The sequence below is a fragment of the Halomonas sp. H2 genome, from assembly GCF_050215315.1.
Taxonomy (GTDB): Bacteria; Pseudomonadota; Gammaproteobacteria; order Pseudomonadales; family Halomonadaceae; genus Vreelandella.
In genome coordinates, this window is record NZ_CP189760.1 from 3812450 (window position 1) to 3828158 (window position 15709).

At 53.3% G+C, this 15709-nt stretch carries 14 protein-coding genes; 8 read left to right on the plus strand and 6 right to left on the minus strand.

What is annotated here, in order from left to right:
* Complete coding sequence (locus ACQE2I_RS17720) at positions 1-771, minus strand: lipopolysaccharide biosynthesis protein (protein ID WP_427029306.1); 771 nt, start codon at positions 769-771, stop codon at positions 1-3.
* A 424-nt stretch (positions 772-1195) separates the two neighbouring features.
* Between ACQE2I_RS17720 and ACQE2I_RS17725 the strand changes: the two genes are divergently transcribed.
* A complete protein-coding gene (locus tag ACQE2I_RS17725) occupies positions 1196-2497 on the plus strand; it encodes an IS1380 family transposase (RefSeq protein WP_427029308.1) in 1302 nt (433 codons plus the stop codon).
* 181 nt (positions 2498-2678) lie between these two features.
* On the opposite strand, the gene ACQE2I_RS17730 is transcribed toward ACQE2I_RS17725, so the two are convergent.
* Together ACQE2I_RS17730 and ACQE2I_RS17735 are read right to left on the minus strand one after the other, a co-directional pair.
* Complete coding sequence (locus ACQE2I_RS17730; RefSeq protein WP_192539933.1) at positions 2679-3734, minus strand: DUF3137 domain-containing protein; 1056 nt, start codon at positions 3732-3734, stop codon at positions 2679-2681.
* Positions 3731-4303, minus strand: a complete 573-nt coding sequence (locus tag ACQE2I_RS17735; protein ID WP_192539932.1) for a LemA family protein — start codon at positions 4301-4303, stop codon at positions 3731-3733. Before ACQE2I_RS17735 ends, ACQE2I_RS17730 begins: the two co-directional genes overlap by 4 nt.
* A 236-nt stretch (positions 4304-4539) precedes the next feature.
* Between ACQE2I_RS17735 and ACQE2I_RS17740 the strand changes: the two genes are divergently transcribed.
* The 4 genes from ACQE2I_RS17740 to ACQE2I_RS17755 all read left to right on the plus strand — a co-directional run bounded on the left by ACQE2I_RS17740 (position 4540) and on the right by ACQE2I_RS17755 (position 9922).
* Positions 4540-5841 (plus strand): IS1380 family transposase, encoded by a 1302-nt coding sequence (locus ACQE2I_RS17740; RefSeq protein ID WP_427029308.1) that lies wholly within the window; start codon positions 4540-4542, stop codon positions 5839-5841.
* 776 nt (positions 5842-6617) lie between these two features.
* Positions 6618-8162, plus strand: a complete 1545-nt coding sequence (istA, locus tag ACQE2I_RS17745; protein WP_289109332.1) for an IS21 family transposase — start codon at positions 6618-6620, stop codon at positions 8160-8162.
* A 14-nt stretch (positions 8163-8176) separates the two neighbouring features.
* Positions 8177-8932, plus strand: coding sequence for an IS21-like element helper ATPase IstB (gene istB / locus ACQE2I_RS17750; protein ID WP_022522218.1), 756 nt, complete (start codon positions 8177-8179; stop codon positions 8930-8932).
* 210 nt (positions 8933-9142) lie between these two features.
* Entirely contained in the window at positions 9143-9922 is a 780-nt protein-coding gene (locus ACQE2I_RS17755) for an IclR family transcriptional regulator domain-containing protein (protein WP_427029309.1), read from the plus strand.
* Here ACQE2I_RS17755 and aroQ read toward each other — a convergent pair.
* Together aroQ and hglS are read right to left on the minus strand one after the other, a co-directional pair.
* The gene (aroQ, locus tag ACQE2I_RS17760) at positions 9915-10358 is read right to left on the minus strand and encodes a type II 3-dehydroquinate dehydratase (protein WP_427029310.1); all 444 of its coding nucleotides are present in this window, start codon (positions 10356-10358) and stop codon (positions 9915-9917) included. The two genes, ACQE2I_RS17755 and aroQ, sit on opposite strands and share 8 nt — an antisense overlap.
* Positions 10359-10415: 57 nt before the next feature.
* Positions 10416-11777 carry a 2-oxoadipate dioxygenase/decarboxylase HglS gene (gene hglS / locus ACQE2I_RS17765; protein ID WP_427029311.1) on the minus strand — a complete coding sequence of 454 codons (1362 nt, stop codon included), beginning with the start codon at positions 11775-11777 and terminating at the stop codon, positions 10416-10418.
* A gap of 214 nt (positions 11778-11991) precedes the next feature.
* Between hglS and ACQE2I_RS17770 the strand changes: the two genes are divergently transcribed.
* The gene (locus ACQE2I_RS17770) at positions 11992-12846 is read left to right on the plus strand and encodes a DUF72 domain-containing protein (protein ID WP_427029312.1); all 855 of its coding nucleotides are present in this window, start codon (positions 11992-11994) and stop codon (positions 12844-12846) included.
* A gap of 156 nt (positions 12847-13002) precedes the next feature.
* Positions 13003-14346, plus strand: coding sequence for a sodium-dependent transporter (locus ACQE2I_RS17775; protein ID WP_427029313.1), 1344 nt, complete (start codon positions 13003-13005; stop codon positions 14344-14346).
* Positions 14347-14369: 23 nt separating this feature from the next.
* On the opposite strand, the gene ACQE2I_RS17780 is transcribed toward ACQE2I_RS17775, so the two are convergent.
* Complete coding sequence (locus ACQE2I_RS17780; protein ID WP_427029315.1) at positions 14370-14585, minus strand: PA3496 family putative envelope integrity protein; 216 nt, start codon at positions 14583-14585, stop codon at positions 14370-14372.
* 253 nt (positions 14586-14838) lie between these two features.
* Between ACQE2I_RS17780 and hexR the strand changes: the two genes are divergently transcribed.
* A complete protein-coding gene (gene hexR / locus ACQE2I_RS17785) occupies positions 14839-15693 on the plus strand; it encodes a transcriptional regulator HexR (protein ID WP_427029317.1) in 855 nt (284 codons plus the stop codon).
* Positions 15694-15709 lie beyond the last annotated feature (16 nt).

Here is a 15709-nt window from a genome sequence, read left to right on the forward strand (position 1 = left end):
CTAATCGCCACGTTGGTAAGCAACGCGCACTTTTTTCGCAAAAATGCTCATTACCGCAGCAATGGGTGCGAATAGCAACGCTAATAACAAGCCTACTGCGACGATAAAGCTTCTCCCCAACCCAACTGGCTCCAAGCTTCTTACTGCAAGCTGTGATGCCTCGCCTTCATTAATGCTGTCAATTCGGCGTTCTAGTAAAAACATTTTTTCAAAATAGGCGGCCTCAAGCTCACCAGCCGTTTCACTGCTGCTGGTGCGAGCAGCCTCTAATGCTTCTGAATACGCTTCGAATTGATATTGAAGATTATTCTTGAGCATATTAACTGAATTTCTTTGGTCATCTTCTATCGTTTTGACAAGCCCATCATGAAAGCGCTCGATAAGCGGTTGAAATTTTTCTTCTGATACACTGGTCACTCTTAATAGAAGAGTATTCTGCGGATTATTAACATTGACCACGAAAGGCAGCTCGGAAACATTGCTGTCTGACAGCATGTTACGCCGCTGCTGTTCTAAAAAAACATTATTAACTTTCGCAATAACTTCCTCAGGTGTTTCTAACCCTCGCTTCACGCCTTCAACTATTTCATAGGAAGCGACACTATACATCGTTGTAAATCCATACTTAACTGGCTTTAAAAAAATAACTAGCGCAGTAATCATTAACACTATCATGATACAGCTCAACATCACCCTCCATTGACGGAGCAAGAGCACCACAAAGTCAACAAGTGTTATGTCGCCTGCTTTGTTCATGTCTTTATTATCCATACACCTTCCCTTGCCCTCATTGAAACTTAAAACATAACTTATAGGTAACGGTCATTATTTCTAGTTATTAATTATCAATATGAACTGATTAAACACTCACACTTTCCAGCCTTTTTTTAACCATTTCACTGGACAGCCGTAATCAATAACGTAAGCACCCCGGCAACCCATTCTCATTTTTCTATGATAAAAAGCACCACTAATTCTTAGCGTTATCATACCTGTTTGCTCGTAGCTATGTAACTCATAGTAGCTAAGTTTAACTCAAGCTCTCTTCATTTTGGTTCAAAAAGCGCTTAGTCGCGAGTTCAAAATTTTCATACTTCTAGCCCGGATTTCTCACAGGGTATAAAAGAAAGCGGCTGAAAGTGCTATGATTTCAAGAACCTAACCAATCCATCAAGCACCAACAGCCGCTTCCAAAATGGTACCTGAAAAGCTGACCTTCTCGCCACTCTCACGCCGCCAAATTGAAGCCGACTTCTCCGGGGGCCACATTACGTCGGACGCCGGATTACTCCTGCTTCGTGAAGTCGATAAACAGCATCGCCTAACACGCCGCTTGGCCTCCGTGCTTCATGATCCCCGCGCACCGGAACAGGTTCGTCACAAGCACGACACTCTGGTTCGTCAGCGAGTGTTCGGTGTCGCCGCGGGCTACGAAGATTTCAACGACCATGAGGCCCTACGCTATGATCAGGCGCTTCAGACAGCGCTCGGTGAAGATAATGCGCTGGCAGGCAAGTCTACGCTGTGCCGGAGTGAGCAGAACGCCGATCGACAAGCGATGGTGAAGGCCCATGAGGTGCTGTGGCACCACTTCATTGAACAGCATGACGCACCCCCGAAGGAGATCGTGCTGGACTTTGATGGCACCGATATCCCTGTGCACGGTGAGCAACCCGGGAAGTTCTTTAACCGCTATTACGATCACCACTGCTACTTCCCGCTGTATGTCTTCTGTGGCCGCCATCTACTAGTGAGCTATCTGCGCACCAGTGACCACAGCGACAGCCATCACAGCTGGGCCATTCTGGCGTTACTGGTGCGCTTTATCCGCCAGTACTGGCCCGATACACGCATCGTGTTACGGGGTGATAGCCACTTTTGCCGCCCTCGGATGCTGAACTGGTGTGATCGGCATCATATCGACTACATCGTGGGCATCGGCAAGAACAGTCGGCTGCTCAAGGAAGTGGACGTGCCCATGATGCTGGTGCGCAAGACCCAGTGGGAGGTGGGCGGGAAAGTGGCAGAGACGTTCCGCTTCCAGTATCAAGCCCACTCCTGGAAATACTCACGCTGGGTGGTGGCCCGCCTAGAAGAAGGCGAGTTAGGCTCTAATCCCCGGTTTATCATCAGTTCCCGTTACGATGATGGCTTCAAGCTTTACTACGAGCAGTACTGTGCCCGGGGTGACATGGAGAACCGGATCAAGGATCAACAACTGAGCCTGTTTGCTGACCGGACCTCCAGCACGCACTGGTGGGCCAATCAGTGGCGGCTGATCTTGTCGGGCTTCGCTTATACGCTGTTCGAGCGGTTACGGACTTATCTGAAGCACACGCCCTTCGCGCGCATGAGTCCGAGCAACCTGAGGCTCAAGCTCATCAAAGTAGGCGCGGTCATCATCCGCAATACGCGCCGAATCCGGGTGTTGATGAGTGACAGCTACCCCTATAAAACGGCGCTATCCGATCTGGTCAGGCGGTTGGTGCCGAACTGACTGCTCGGGCGCCCCCGGCCCGACGCAATGGGGGAAAGGGGGAAGTGTGTCTGAAGGACGGAAAGTGGTTAAAAAGTAGCCGATGTAAGTCGAGCCAGTAGGTGTTTAGCGGTGTTACAGCCTGAGTGCGGTACTGGCTGAGGTACTATGAGAAATCCAGGCTAGGGATGAGGTCAACAACTTACACTCCTGCTAGACGGTCACTGGCAACATTTCGGGCTGCCAATGAATCCAACTTCAGTTGCTGTATGATGCCAAAAATCATAGCAAGCTCCTGCTCCAGTAATGGCATCTTATCCAAATCGTAGGCAGACACATCAATATCTCCTACATTCATCAAGTCTCCGAAATACGACAGCATAAACAATGCTTTATCGTCACGGAACTCACAAGTAAGTCCCGACCCCTTAGCGCGTGCCCGGAACAGGTCATCGAGTGCAATGATCTGCTCCATCAAAGCCGGTGACAGGAGATATCGGGCATACTGCTGGTCAGAGCCAAACACCTCGTAACGATCTTCAAATTCAGGATTCTCTAGCTCCACCCTGGTTTTGGCTAATGATCTCGACAACAGGTTGCCCAGTTTCCCATAGTCCGTCTTGACCACGGTATAGCCACTAAACTGGAAGGGCATAGTAATAAGCAGCGCTCCTCCACGATGGACATTGATATTGGACTTGTTGCCACGACGTTCAAGTTTGAGCTCGCAGAATTCAAACTTCACACCCTCAACTTCACCCTTGATGTAATCTTCGCTACTCTTACTTGAAAACGAAGGCATTATTTCGAACGACTTGACGGCATCCATGTCTATGCAGCCGTCAGCCTTGTAGTCGTACTCACCGAACGCTCGAACAAGTACAGGGATCAGCTTTTTCTTGTAGTGCCGTATGTATTGGAACTCGGGATAGAAGACCCAAACAGCAAAGCCACCCAGCACAATCAGGGTTAAGAACGTTGGATCGCCAGAGACCAGCATCGATACGTCAAATGCCACTGACGGTAACCATAGCAACCAGCCAATGCGGATAAACCATTTTTTGCGTCGAACCTTACTCGCGAGTTTTTCCAGACGAAACTGTTCCAATGGCTCCAGCAAGGGCAAGACTTCCTGCTCGATTTTCGACCTGGCCGCTTCTGAAAGATTGGTGCTCGCTTCAGGTTGGCGGTAGGCAGTCCCATTGGTAAGCTGCTTGATCGCTTCCTTCGCTTGATAAAAGGTATTAAGAATACTCATGACTTCAGGAAATCATCCGCGTTAACAGGAGCGCGTTCAGCTTCCGTCACTTGGAAGAACGGCAAGGGTTTCAATCCCATTATGGCGGCAATCACCGAGCCCGGAAAGATTTGAATGGCATCCTTGAAACGACGGCTTGCAGCATTGTAACCGCGGCGAGCCGCAGAGATATGCTCTTCAACATCCGCGTATACCCGTTGGGCTTCGATCATGTTGGTATGAGACTTGAGGTCGGGATAGTTCTCTACGGCTACCATCAAACCAGAAAGCTTACTCTCCAGCGCGGCTTCAAGATCGAACCGTTTTTCGGTACCTGCTCTGTCGGTTCTTTCTGCCGCCTTCAATACTTCAGTGCGCAGCTGGGTAATTTCAGTGAGTAGTGCTTTTTCGTGCTCCATAAAACGGGCAGCGATTTTAAGAATATTGGGTACCAGATCGGTGCGCTTTTTAAGCTGCACATCAATTCCAGAGAAAGCTTCTTCGGCGGCATTTCGGCGTGTAACGATAGTGGCATACCAGAAATAAAGCAGCAGTAAAATGGCAACGACAGCCGCGACAAACCAGAACATTGCAGTATTCCTTATAGTATTCGAGGCGATAAGACTAAGGCTTACACCGTACCAAATCAACTTAACTACAAGAAAAAGAACATTACGAACATCACTATAAACAGCAAAATCGGATATTGGATCAACAATCCTAAAAGCTAGCCCGGATTTCTCACAGGGTATAAAAGAAAGCGGCTGAAAGTGCTATGATTTCAAGAACCTAACCAATCCATCAAGCACCAACAGCCGCTTCCAAAATGGTACCTGAAAAGCTGACCTTCTCGCCACTCTCACGCCGCCAAATTGAAGCCGACTTCTCCGGGGGCCACATTACGTCGGACGCCGGATTACTCCTGCTTCGTGAAGTCGATAAACAGCATCGCCTAACACGCCGCTTGGCCTCCGTGCTTCATGATCCCCGCGCACCGGAACAGGTTCGTCACAAGCACGACACTCTGGTTCGTCAGCGAGTGTTCGGTGTCGCCGCGGGCTACGAAGATTTCAACGACCATGAGGCCCTACGCTATGATCAGGCGCTTCAGACAGCGCTCGGTGAAGATAATGCGCTGGCAGGCAAGTCTACGCTGTGCCGGAGTGAGCAGAACGCCGATCGACAAGCGATGGTGAAGGCCCATGAGGTGCTGTGGCACCACTTCATTGAACAGCATGACGCACCCCCGAAGGAGATCGTGCTGGACTTTGATGGCACCGATATCCCTGTGCACGGTGAGCAACCCGGGAAGTTCTTTAACCGCTATTACGATCACCACTGCTACTTCCCGCTGTATGTCTTCTGTGGCCGCCATCTACTAGTGAGCTATCTGCGCACCAGTGACCACAGCGACAGCCATCACAGCTGGGCCATTCTGGCGTTACTGGTGCGCTTTATCCGCCAGTACTGGCCCGATACACGCATCGTGTTACGGGGTGATAGCCACTTTTGCCGCCCTCGGATGCTGAACTGGTGTGATCGGCATCATATCGACTACATCGTGGGCATCGGCAAGAACAGTCGGCTGCTCAAGGAAGTGGACGTGCCCATGATGCTGGTGCGCAAGACCCAGTGGGAGGTGGGCGGGAAAGTGGCAGAGACGTTCCGCTTCCAGTATCAAGCCCACTCCTGGAAATACTCACGCTGGGTGGTGGCCCGCCTAGAAGAAGGCGAGTTAGGCTCTAATCCCCGGTTTATCATCAGTTCCCGTTACGATGATGGCTTCAAGCTTTACTACGAGCAGTACTGTGCCCGGGGTGACATGGAGAACCGGATCAAGGATCAACAACTGAGCCTGTTTGCTGACCGGACCTCCAGCACGCACTGGTGGGCCAATCAGTGGCGGCTGATCTTGTCGGGCTTCGCTTATACGCTGTTCGAGCGGTTACGGACTTATCTGAAGCACACGCCCTTCGCGCGCATGAGTCCGAGCAACCTGAGGCTCAAGCTCATCAAAGTAGGCGCGGTCATCATCCGCAATACGCGCCGAATCCGGGTGTTGATGAGTGACAGCTACCCCTATAAAACGGCGCTATCCGATCTGGTCAGGCGGTTGGTGCCGAACTGACTGCTCGGGCGCCCCCGGCCCGACGCAATGGGGGAAAGGGGGAAGTGTGTCTGAAGGACGGAAAGTGGTTAAAAAGTAGCCGATGTAAGTCGAGCCAGTAGGTGTTTAGCGGTGTTACAGCCTGAGTGCGGTACTGGCTGAGGTACTATGAGAAATCCAGGCTAGTGATGTCTTGGTGCATATTAGCACCTCTAATTAGGTGGCCAAATTCACTATGCCACTACAATCAGCGGGGATTGGCAAAAGCTAAGAGCGGTAAGTGTCGGTTTAGAGGCGCTGACGGATTACAATAATTCTGCAATTTTGCAGTACGTGATCAAAGGAGAACAAAACTAGTCATATTGGAAGTCTGCAATTTTGCAGGAAATGCCATTTCATGAAATGCCCTGCAAAATTGCAAAGTAGGTCTGTTATATTGCAAAGCAAAAATAGTTAAATTATTGATTTAAAATGTAGCTTTCGATAACAAGAGAATCGAAGCCAATCTTGATATTACGTTGATGCTAACCTTTCAAGAAAAACGTTAGCTTGTTGATATGGGACACGTGCGTATTCCGCCCTATCGTGACCGCCCATTCCGTTTGAACGTGACCGTCTGTTCTGGATGATGGTGACCGCGCATTCCGTTTTATCGTGACCGATTTTGGGCAGTTTTCCGGAATCGCCGGTCACGTTGCCGGAATCATCGGTCACGTTCCCCCGGAATCACATCCAACACGCTGGAATTCTTCAACTTTATTCGGCATACCCTTCTTTTTCATCACGAGGAAGTGCGGATGCCGGCTGCGAGGATTTCCATGCGACAGATCATCGAGGTCTTGCGCCTCAAGCACGAAGTAGGCCTGAGCCACGACCGCATTGCCCGCGCCTGTGGTCTCTCCAAAGGCGTGGTCGGCAAGTACGTCAGCCAGGCCCAGGCGAAGGGCATCACTTGGCCGTTGCCCGAGGATGCTGATGAGGCCTGGCTGGAAGTACGGCTGTTCCCCGTCAAGGCACCGCCCTCACGCTTTGCCGAGCCGGATTACTTCCAGGTCCACCAGGAACTCAAGACCAAGGGCGTTACCTTGCAACTGCTCTGGGCCGAGTACACGGAACGCCACGGCGACAAGGCCTACCGCTACAGCCAATTCTGCCACCACTACCGGCTCTGGCGGGGGCGGCAACGGCGCAGCATGCGCCAGGTTCACCGGGCCGGCGAGAAGGTCTTTATCGATTACTGCGGACCGACCGTGCCGGTGGTGGACCGGAGCACCGGAGAGATGCGTCAGGCCCAGGTCTTTGTCGCCGTGCTTGGCGCCTCCAGCTACACCTTCGCCGAGGCCACCGGGAGCCAGAGCCTGCCGGACTGGATCGCCTCCCACCAACGGATGCTGACGTTCTTCGGCGGGGTGCCGGCACTGCTGGTTCCGGACAACCTCAAGGCAGCGGTCACCAAGGCGGACCGTTACACCCCGAAGATCAACGAGACTTACGCTGAACTGGCTGCTCACTATCAGACGGCGGTGCTGCCCGCGCGTCCCTACAAGCCCAAGGACAAGGCAAAGGCTGAAGCCGCCGTGCTGTTGGTCGAGCGCTGGATCCTGGCCCGGTTACGGCACCAGACGTTCTTCTCTCTGGCCGAGTTGAACGCCGCCATCGCCGCGTTGTTACCAGCGCTGAACCAACGCCCGTTCCAAGGACGGACAGAGAGTCGTCAAAGCCTGTTCGATGCCCTCGACCGACCGGCACTACGACCACTCCCCGCCACGCCCTACACCTACGCCGAGTGGCGTAAGGCACGGCCGGGTATCGACTATCACATCGAGATCGAGAAGCGGCTATACAGCGTGCCCCACGCCCTGGTGGGGGTGAAGCTGGACGTTCGGGTGACCGACACCTCCGTGGAGGTCATGCACAAAGGGCAGCGAGTGGCGCTACATCCTCGTCATGGTAAGGGCCGCTTCGCCACCCTGACTGAACACATGCCTAAATCGCACCAGGCCCATCAGAACTGGTCACCGGGACGGTTCCTGAACTGGGCCAATGACATCGGCCCCGGCACGCTGGGCGTGGTGCAGAAGCAGCTCAAGGATCGGCCTCATCCGGAACATGGTTACCGCGCCTGCCTGGGACTTCTGAACCTTAGTCGGCGCTACAGTCGTGATCGCCTGGAGCAGGCCTGTGCCCGGGCGCTGGCCATCCACTCCGCCAGTTACCAGAGCATCACCTCGATCCTGAAGCAGGGGCTGGATCAGTTACCGCTGCCGTTGGTCGAGGAGCCACCGGAACTGACCGAGCTGCCGGTTCACACCAACGTTCGCGGCCCCCACTACTACCACTGATCCCGGAGAAACGTATGCTAACGCACAACACCCTCGATACCTTGCGCCACCTCAAGCTGACGGGCATGGGCGATGCCCTGGAACAACAACGCGCCCAACCGGAAACCCACGACCTGGCGTTCGAGGAACGCCTTGCCCTGTTAGTGGATCGGGAGGTGCTGCACCGGGAAAACCGTCGGCTGGACCGGCTGCTCAAGGCCGCCCGCCTGCGCGTGCCGGCGTGCATCGAAGACATCGATTACCGTCATCCCCGGGGACTGGAACGCTCGCGTATGGCGGCCCTGGCGAGCAGCGACTGGATCCGCCAGTCCCTGAACCTGTGCATCACCGGGCCTACCGGTTGCGGCAAGACCTGGCTGGCCTGTGCCCTGGGCAATCAGGCCTGCCGGCAAGGCCTCTCGGTGCGCTACCTGCGAGTGCCGCGCCTGTTCGAGCAGGTGCGCATCGCGCACGGTGATGGTAGCTACGGTCGGCTGATGAACCAGTTGCTGAAGACCAACCTGCTGATCCTGGATGACTGGGGCATGCAGAAGATCACGGCGCAGCAGCGGCAGGACCTGATGGAAGTAATCGAAGACCGACACGGGCGGGGCTCCACCCTCATCGCCAGCCAGTTACCCACGGAGCACTGGCATGACTACATCGGCTCCGCCACGCTGGCAGACGCCATCATGGATCGGCTCCTGCACGGCGCTCACCGACTCAATCTGAAAGGGGAATCACTGAGAAAAACCAACGCACAAAAAACGGAATCGGTTGACCCATCGTGACCGCTCAGCGTACAAAACTCTCTCCAGCGTGAAGGCCGTGTGCAAATCGGTCACGATCACCGGAATGACCGGTCACGTTCGCCGGAATACGCAACACGCAGCTGCGCCGATGAGAAGCTCATTTTTACAATCATCCCCACACACTAGTTCGCACTGCGAACTTTTTTACGTTACTCTTTTATCTCAGGCGTTAGGACAATGGATAGTAAAATGCAGGAAGAAATGCTGAGTGAAGACAGTCGCGACTTTGTAACGGCGCTTGCTAGCGGCCTGGAAGTTATCCAGGCATTCGATCATGAGCACCCGCGTATGACATTAAGCGAAGTTGCTACGCGGACGGGGATGAACAGAGCAAAGGCTAGGCGCTTCTTACTCACCCTGCATGCCTTGGGATACGTCCGAAAGCAACAACGCTACTTTGAACTGGCGCCCCGGGTGCTGCAGCTTGGCTATGCCTTTTTATCAGCTAATAACTATCGAGACGTTATTCAGCAACATTTAGAAGACATTACCGCCGAGACAGGAGAGTCATCGTCGCTTGGCGTGCTAGATGGTAATGATGTTATCTATGTAGCCCGTTCGGCTGCGAAGCATCGCTTAATGGCGATTACACTTTCCGTGGGCACCCGTCTGCCAGCAGCTCACACCTCTATGGGCCGCATGTTACTCGCTCAGCTCTGTGAGTCGGATCTTGATAACTGCCTCTCGTCGGTAGCACTAGAGCCTTACACCGAAAAAACAGTGACCGATATCGGCGAACTACGAAACGAGATAATGAAAGTGCGGCAGCAGGGCTATGCTATTTCCGACCAAGAACTGGACTCTGGTTTACGTTCTATCGCTGTACCTGTGCATGACGCCAAGCAGCATTTAATAGGCGCGATCAATATCAGCACTAATGCTGCTCGGGTCGATCTTGATACATTAATTAATATTTACCTGCCTGTTTTAAAAAATAAAATCGAGAAAATAAGGTCTCATATTAATTAGCCCAAGCCATCACCGCCTCTAGCGCAGCTTTATAGCCTTGAACTCCTAATCCGGCAATCACGCCATCGGCGCGTAGTGAGACATAGGAGTGATGGCGAAAAGTTTCGCGCTTGTGCACATTGGACAAATGCACCTCGATCACCTTGCCGTCAAAAGCATTCAGCGCATCAAGAATGGCGACAGAGGTATGAGTATACGCCGCAGGATTAATAATAATTGCTTGGGTACCATCCAGGCGCGCGGCATGAATAGCATCAATTAACGCCCCCTCATGATTACTTTGTAGGCAGACAATGTCCCAATCTGCCATGACTGCTTTCTCTCGCAACATATTATTCACGTCGTCCAACGTTTCGTAGCCGTATATATCAGGCTGACGACTGCCCAGTAAGTTTAGATTAGGGCCGTGTAAGACCAATACCTTTCCCTGACTCATAATTCTCATCAACCTTATGCGTTAGTGGGTAAATCGTAGACACACCTTTTCTATCACTTAACCCGCCAACGTCACCAGCGCCTGTTCAAGCGATGCTTGCTGGCGCTGGGTATATAGCTCGATTTCATCGATAACGGCTACGCCCAATGCTTGCTCAAACTGGTCTTGGCTGGCGTTGCTGGCATAGTGATCGTGGCTGCTTCCACCCAGATTAGACTGAAAGATACCGGCCGCGCTCACGGGCAAAAAATCTTCATAAACCATCGGCGTTGCTACGATGGCGCCTTGTGCGATCAGGCTGTCCACTTGCTCGGGAGTCACTGGCCCCTCGACACGGGCACCCGATACCGCTTGGTAGTGGAAAAATGCTAGCGCTTCACGCCGTAGCGTTGGATAGTCATCGGGGAAAGCCTTAAACACCTCCGCCAAATGCACCTGATGGGCGTCATTCTCCGCCGCCGTGGGGGCATTTTGCTGGGCAGAGGCTAGTAGACGGTCATACAGCTCGCGCCCTTTAGCGGTTAACGCAATGCCGCGCTGCTCGATTTCGCCAAAGCGGGCGGTATGCTTGCCCTCGGCCGCGTCCGCGAAGGCGATGGTCTCCTCCAGCGCTTTAAAGCTGGTTTGGCGCAACAGTATCGGGCAATCACGGCGCGGCGGGCCTTCAATAGTCGCCTTGGGGTCAATGCCCACGCTAGGCATACGCCGTTGAACCTCATCGATATCGAGCGTGCGCGGGGTCAAGTGGTTAATGTGCGGGCCGCGAAAGCAGACCACATCAGCGATTAACCGGTGCTCGTTATGCAACCGCTCATAGGTCACCAAGTCGACGGTGGCGTTGTCGTGCCAGCGGAACGTTTCCAACGCTTCCTGCACAAACTGCTTGGCATCGTCGGCGCTTAGGCCGCCCTGTTGCTCAAAACGCTCGATAAGCGTTTTCACGTTGGCAGTGAAGATATCGCGGGCACTCAAAATTTCACTCGCCTGCTTTCTTAGTTCAGCTTTTTCGATCAGTTCAAGGCGCAATAACGAGGTAAATACGCGGAAGGGGTTACGCTTGAGTGCACTATCCGCGACTGGCCGAAACGCTGTGGAGTGAACCGGTACGCCCGCCGCCGCTAGGTCGTAATAGCCCACCGGCGCCATCCCCATGACCGCAAACATGCGCCGCAATATGGCCAGCTCATCTGCGCTGCCGACCCGAATCGCGCCGTGGCGCTCAACATTGATACGCGCCAACTCATCGCTATTTTGTAGTTCGCTGTTTAGCGCAGGATTAGCGGTTAGTACCTCTTGGTTGACCGCCTCCACCAACGACAGCAAAGTACCGTATTGCGGCACTTCTTGCTGATACATCGCCGACATTGCGCTGGAAAACTGGTCACGAATTTCATCACTGCTAACGTAAGCTGAACTCATCGAACTGTCCTATGTGTAAACGGCTCTACATGTCCGTAAAAGGTGATACCTACATGGTAGCGCTAACGACACCTTAACAATTTCACTTTTTCCGCGCCTTGCTATAAATAAAAGCCATAATAAGACCCTATCAATGCCGCCAGATGCCTTTAGCGAGCGGCTCTATGAGCCTGTTACATTAGCGACTGATTCTATTGACGTAGGTATAGCAACCATGACGCTTCCTCTTTACCTCGGCTTGCCCATGTGGGCCAATCAAGATTGGCTTGGCAGCCTCTATCCGCGTCATGCCAAAACAGAGCTATTAAGTGATTATGCGGCAGTTTTTTCGAGTGTCGAGGGCAACACCACGTTCTATAGCGGCATCCCTAAACCTGCAACGGTGGCTGCCTGGGCGCGCCAGGCACCGCCCCATTTTCGTTTCTGTTTTAAATTACCGGCCAGCGTGACCCATGATCAACGGCTAACCCACTTGGAAGGCGCGTGGGCATTTTTAGCCGCGCTGGAGCCACTACACGATCGCCTAGGGCCGACGATGGTGCAACTGCCGCGAGATTTTGGCCCCCAAGAGCTTCCCCAGCTTGAAGCGCTGCTGGCTGCTTGGCCTGCCCATTTACCCTGCGCAGTCGAGGTACGCCACCCTGAGTTTTTCCACAAAGGGGCCGCTGAAACGGCTCTTAACCGTCTGTTGATAACTTATTCAGCCAATCGGGTGATGCTCGATGTTCGCCCACTCTTCTCAACCCCCGCAAATGGCCATACAGGCCTTGCTCATGGGCAGCAGGAAAAACCGAAACTCCCACTACACGTGCTTTCCACGGCAAATTACCCGGTGATTCGCTTCATTGGCCATATTGACAAAACGATTAATAGCGACTACTTCACCGCTTGGAAAGCCCGCCTAAAGCTGTGGATAAGTCAGGGGAAAACCCCTTTCTTATTTGTGCATACAGCGGATAATCGCGAGTCTCCCCACATGGCTCGTTTGCTCTATAACGCATTAGGTGAAATAACACCGCTACCCCCACTAGGCCCCTTTACTGGTGAAAAGCAAAGCCAGCTGTTTTAGTCCGTTTTTTTAGCTGCGCTAACTGGCATGCTTGCAGTTGATCAGATAAATTGCGCTTACTTTCGAAAAAGACGCAGGCAGTTTTCTGTATTTTTCGAATAACGGCGCAAAGCGTCGACAACGACTCATTACAATCAATTTATTAACGGGTGATGTATGGCGAAACTAGCGCATGCACAGTGGTCATCAAAAATGGCTTTTGTGTTGGCTGCCGCAGGCTCTGCGGTAGGTTTAGGCAATATTTGGCGCTTCTCTTATTTAGTCGGGGAAAGCGGAGGCGCTGCATTCGTGCTGGTCTATCTTGCCTGCGTGGCGTTGGTCGGCGTACCCATTTTGCTTGCCGAGTGGATGATCGGCCGTCGTGGGCAGAAAAACCCTATCGACAGTATGAAGGAGCTGGCCAGGCAAAACGGCAAATCCAGCGCCTGGGCGCTGGTCGGTCTTAGCGGAGTACTCGCTGGCTTTCTGATTTTATCGTTCTACAGCGTGATTGGTGGCTGGTCACTCAACTACACGCTGAGCACCGTCATTGGCACCTTTAGTGGCCAGGATGCTGACAGCGTCGGTGAAATCTTTAGCGGTATGTTGGCAAGCCCTGGCACGCTGCTGCTGTGGCATAGCGCCTTTATGCTTCTGGTAATTGGTATTGTTGCACGTGGCGTGACCAAGGGGCTGGAGAGCGCAGCGCGTTCGCTGATGCCTGCGCTAGTCATTTTGATGCTGATTCTGGTGGGCTACGGAATGACCACTGGCCACTTCGGCGAAACGCTGGCTTTCATGTTCAGCCCCGACTGGAGTGCCCTGGACGGTGGTGTGGTGCTGGCCGCCATGGGCCAAGCATTTTTCACGCTCTCGCTGGGCATGGGCATTATGATGGCCTACGGCTCTTATCTGGGTGCAGACGTTAACCTGATCAGCACCGCGCGCACGGTCATTATTATTGACACCGCCATTGCCTTGCTGGCCGGTTTGGCAATTTTCCCCATTGTATTTGCCAATGGTCTAAGCGCTGGCGAAGGCCCAGGCCTAATTTTCGTCACCTTGCCTATCGCGTTTGGCAGCATGACCGGCGGCGTTATACTGGGGCTAATGTTCTTCCTGCTGCTAACCTTTGCTGCACTAACATCAGCAATTTCACTGCTAGAGCCCACCGTCGAGATGTTGGAAGAGCGCACGTCGCTGTCACGCATTTCGGCGACGTTGGTTAGCGGTATTGCCGTGTGGCTGTTAGGCGTTGCTGCCCTGTTGTCGTTCAACCTGTGGTCAGATTTCATGATTTTTGGGTTGAATATTTTCGACTTGCTGGACACCTTTACCGCGAAGGTTCTGCTGCCACTGACCGGTCTTGGCGCGATCGTCTTTGTTGCATGGTGCTTGCAGCGTCAGGGAGTAGAGCAAGAACTTGCCCTATCCACGACCGGCGCCAGCATCTGGAACATCGTGTCACGTTATATCGCACCGATTGGTGTCATCGTGGTGTTCCTCGCCGGCATCCTCTAGCCTGTAGCCGCTGGGTACACTGCTCAGTGCAACTCGCCCTCTTGCCGTTCTTCATCGGGCAAGGGGGCGATATCCCGCGATAACTTCTGAAATTCCCGATGCAGCTCAATACCACGCCGCGCTCTTAAGCTGCGCTGAGCCGCGCTTCGCTGACGCTGAGCATGCTCATCGACCTCCATACTCATAAAGATGTCGAGCAATTCGCTTTTAACCGAGGTGATTCGTTCGATGTTTCTCATAATCGACGCTCCTCCAGATGAATATGCCTTCGTCCACCTGCATCCGTGACGACTGTGATGATGCAGTGCGGCACTTCAATTATTACTATACCCTACTTGACAAAATGATGACGAATCATAAAAAAGTGCCTAACGGCATTTAAATGCTAACCCTTACGACGCTTTCCTTGCCCACTTGCGCCATCAGTCAGGCATACTGTAAAAAATGCTGAAAAGTAAGCCAAGTGTGTACTAGAGAGCCAAGGAGCTGAACGTGAGTCGCGCCCTGTTCGATGAAATGAGACGCCGCATGGAGCACTTCCGACGCTCCGAGCAGAAAGTGGCGCGGTTTGTACTGCGCAACCCCGAAGAGGTCATCCACATGCGCATAGTGGATTTGGCCACCGAAGCCACCGTTAGCGAACCTACCGTGGTGCGCTTTTGTCGTGCACTAGGCTGCAACGGCTTTCAGGACTTTAAGCTTCAGCTGGCGCAAATGCTGGCCAGTGGCAGTCAGTTCGCGCAGTTTTCCATGAACGACAGCGACTCGGTCGCTGAATTTTCCCACAGCATCTTTGACTCGACGGTGGGCACGCTGCTGTCTGTGCGTGACCGACTGGATAACGACGCTTTAGGCCGTGCGGTTAACGCGCTTGCCATGGCTAACCGTGTGGAGTTTTACGGCTTTGGCGCCTCTGGCGCGGTGGCCTTTGATGCCCAGCACAAGTTTTTCCGCCTGCAAATTTCCACCTCGGCCTACGCCGACCCGCATATGCAAAATATGTCAGCGGTGACCTTGAACGATGGCGACGTGGTAGTGGCGATTTCGCAAACCGGGCGCACTAAAGCGCTGGTTGCCAGCGTGCGTTTGGCCCGTGAGGCGGGCGCGACAGTGATTGGCCTGTGTCCTAGCGGCTCACCGCTGGCTGAAGAAGTCAGCCTGCCGCTGTATATCGATGTCCACGAAGACACCGAAATCTATACGCCGCTTAGCTCGCGTATTGCCCATCTGGTGCTCATCGACGTGCTCGCCGTCGGCGTCGCCAAAACTCGCGGGCCGAGGCTCGCCGAACAGCTCAAAGCGGTTAAAATGAGCCTTAACACGCTGCGCTTTCCCGAAGATCCTTAATCGTTAACCTGTATAC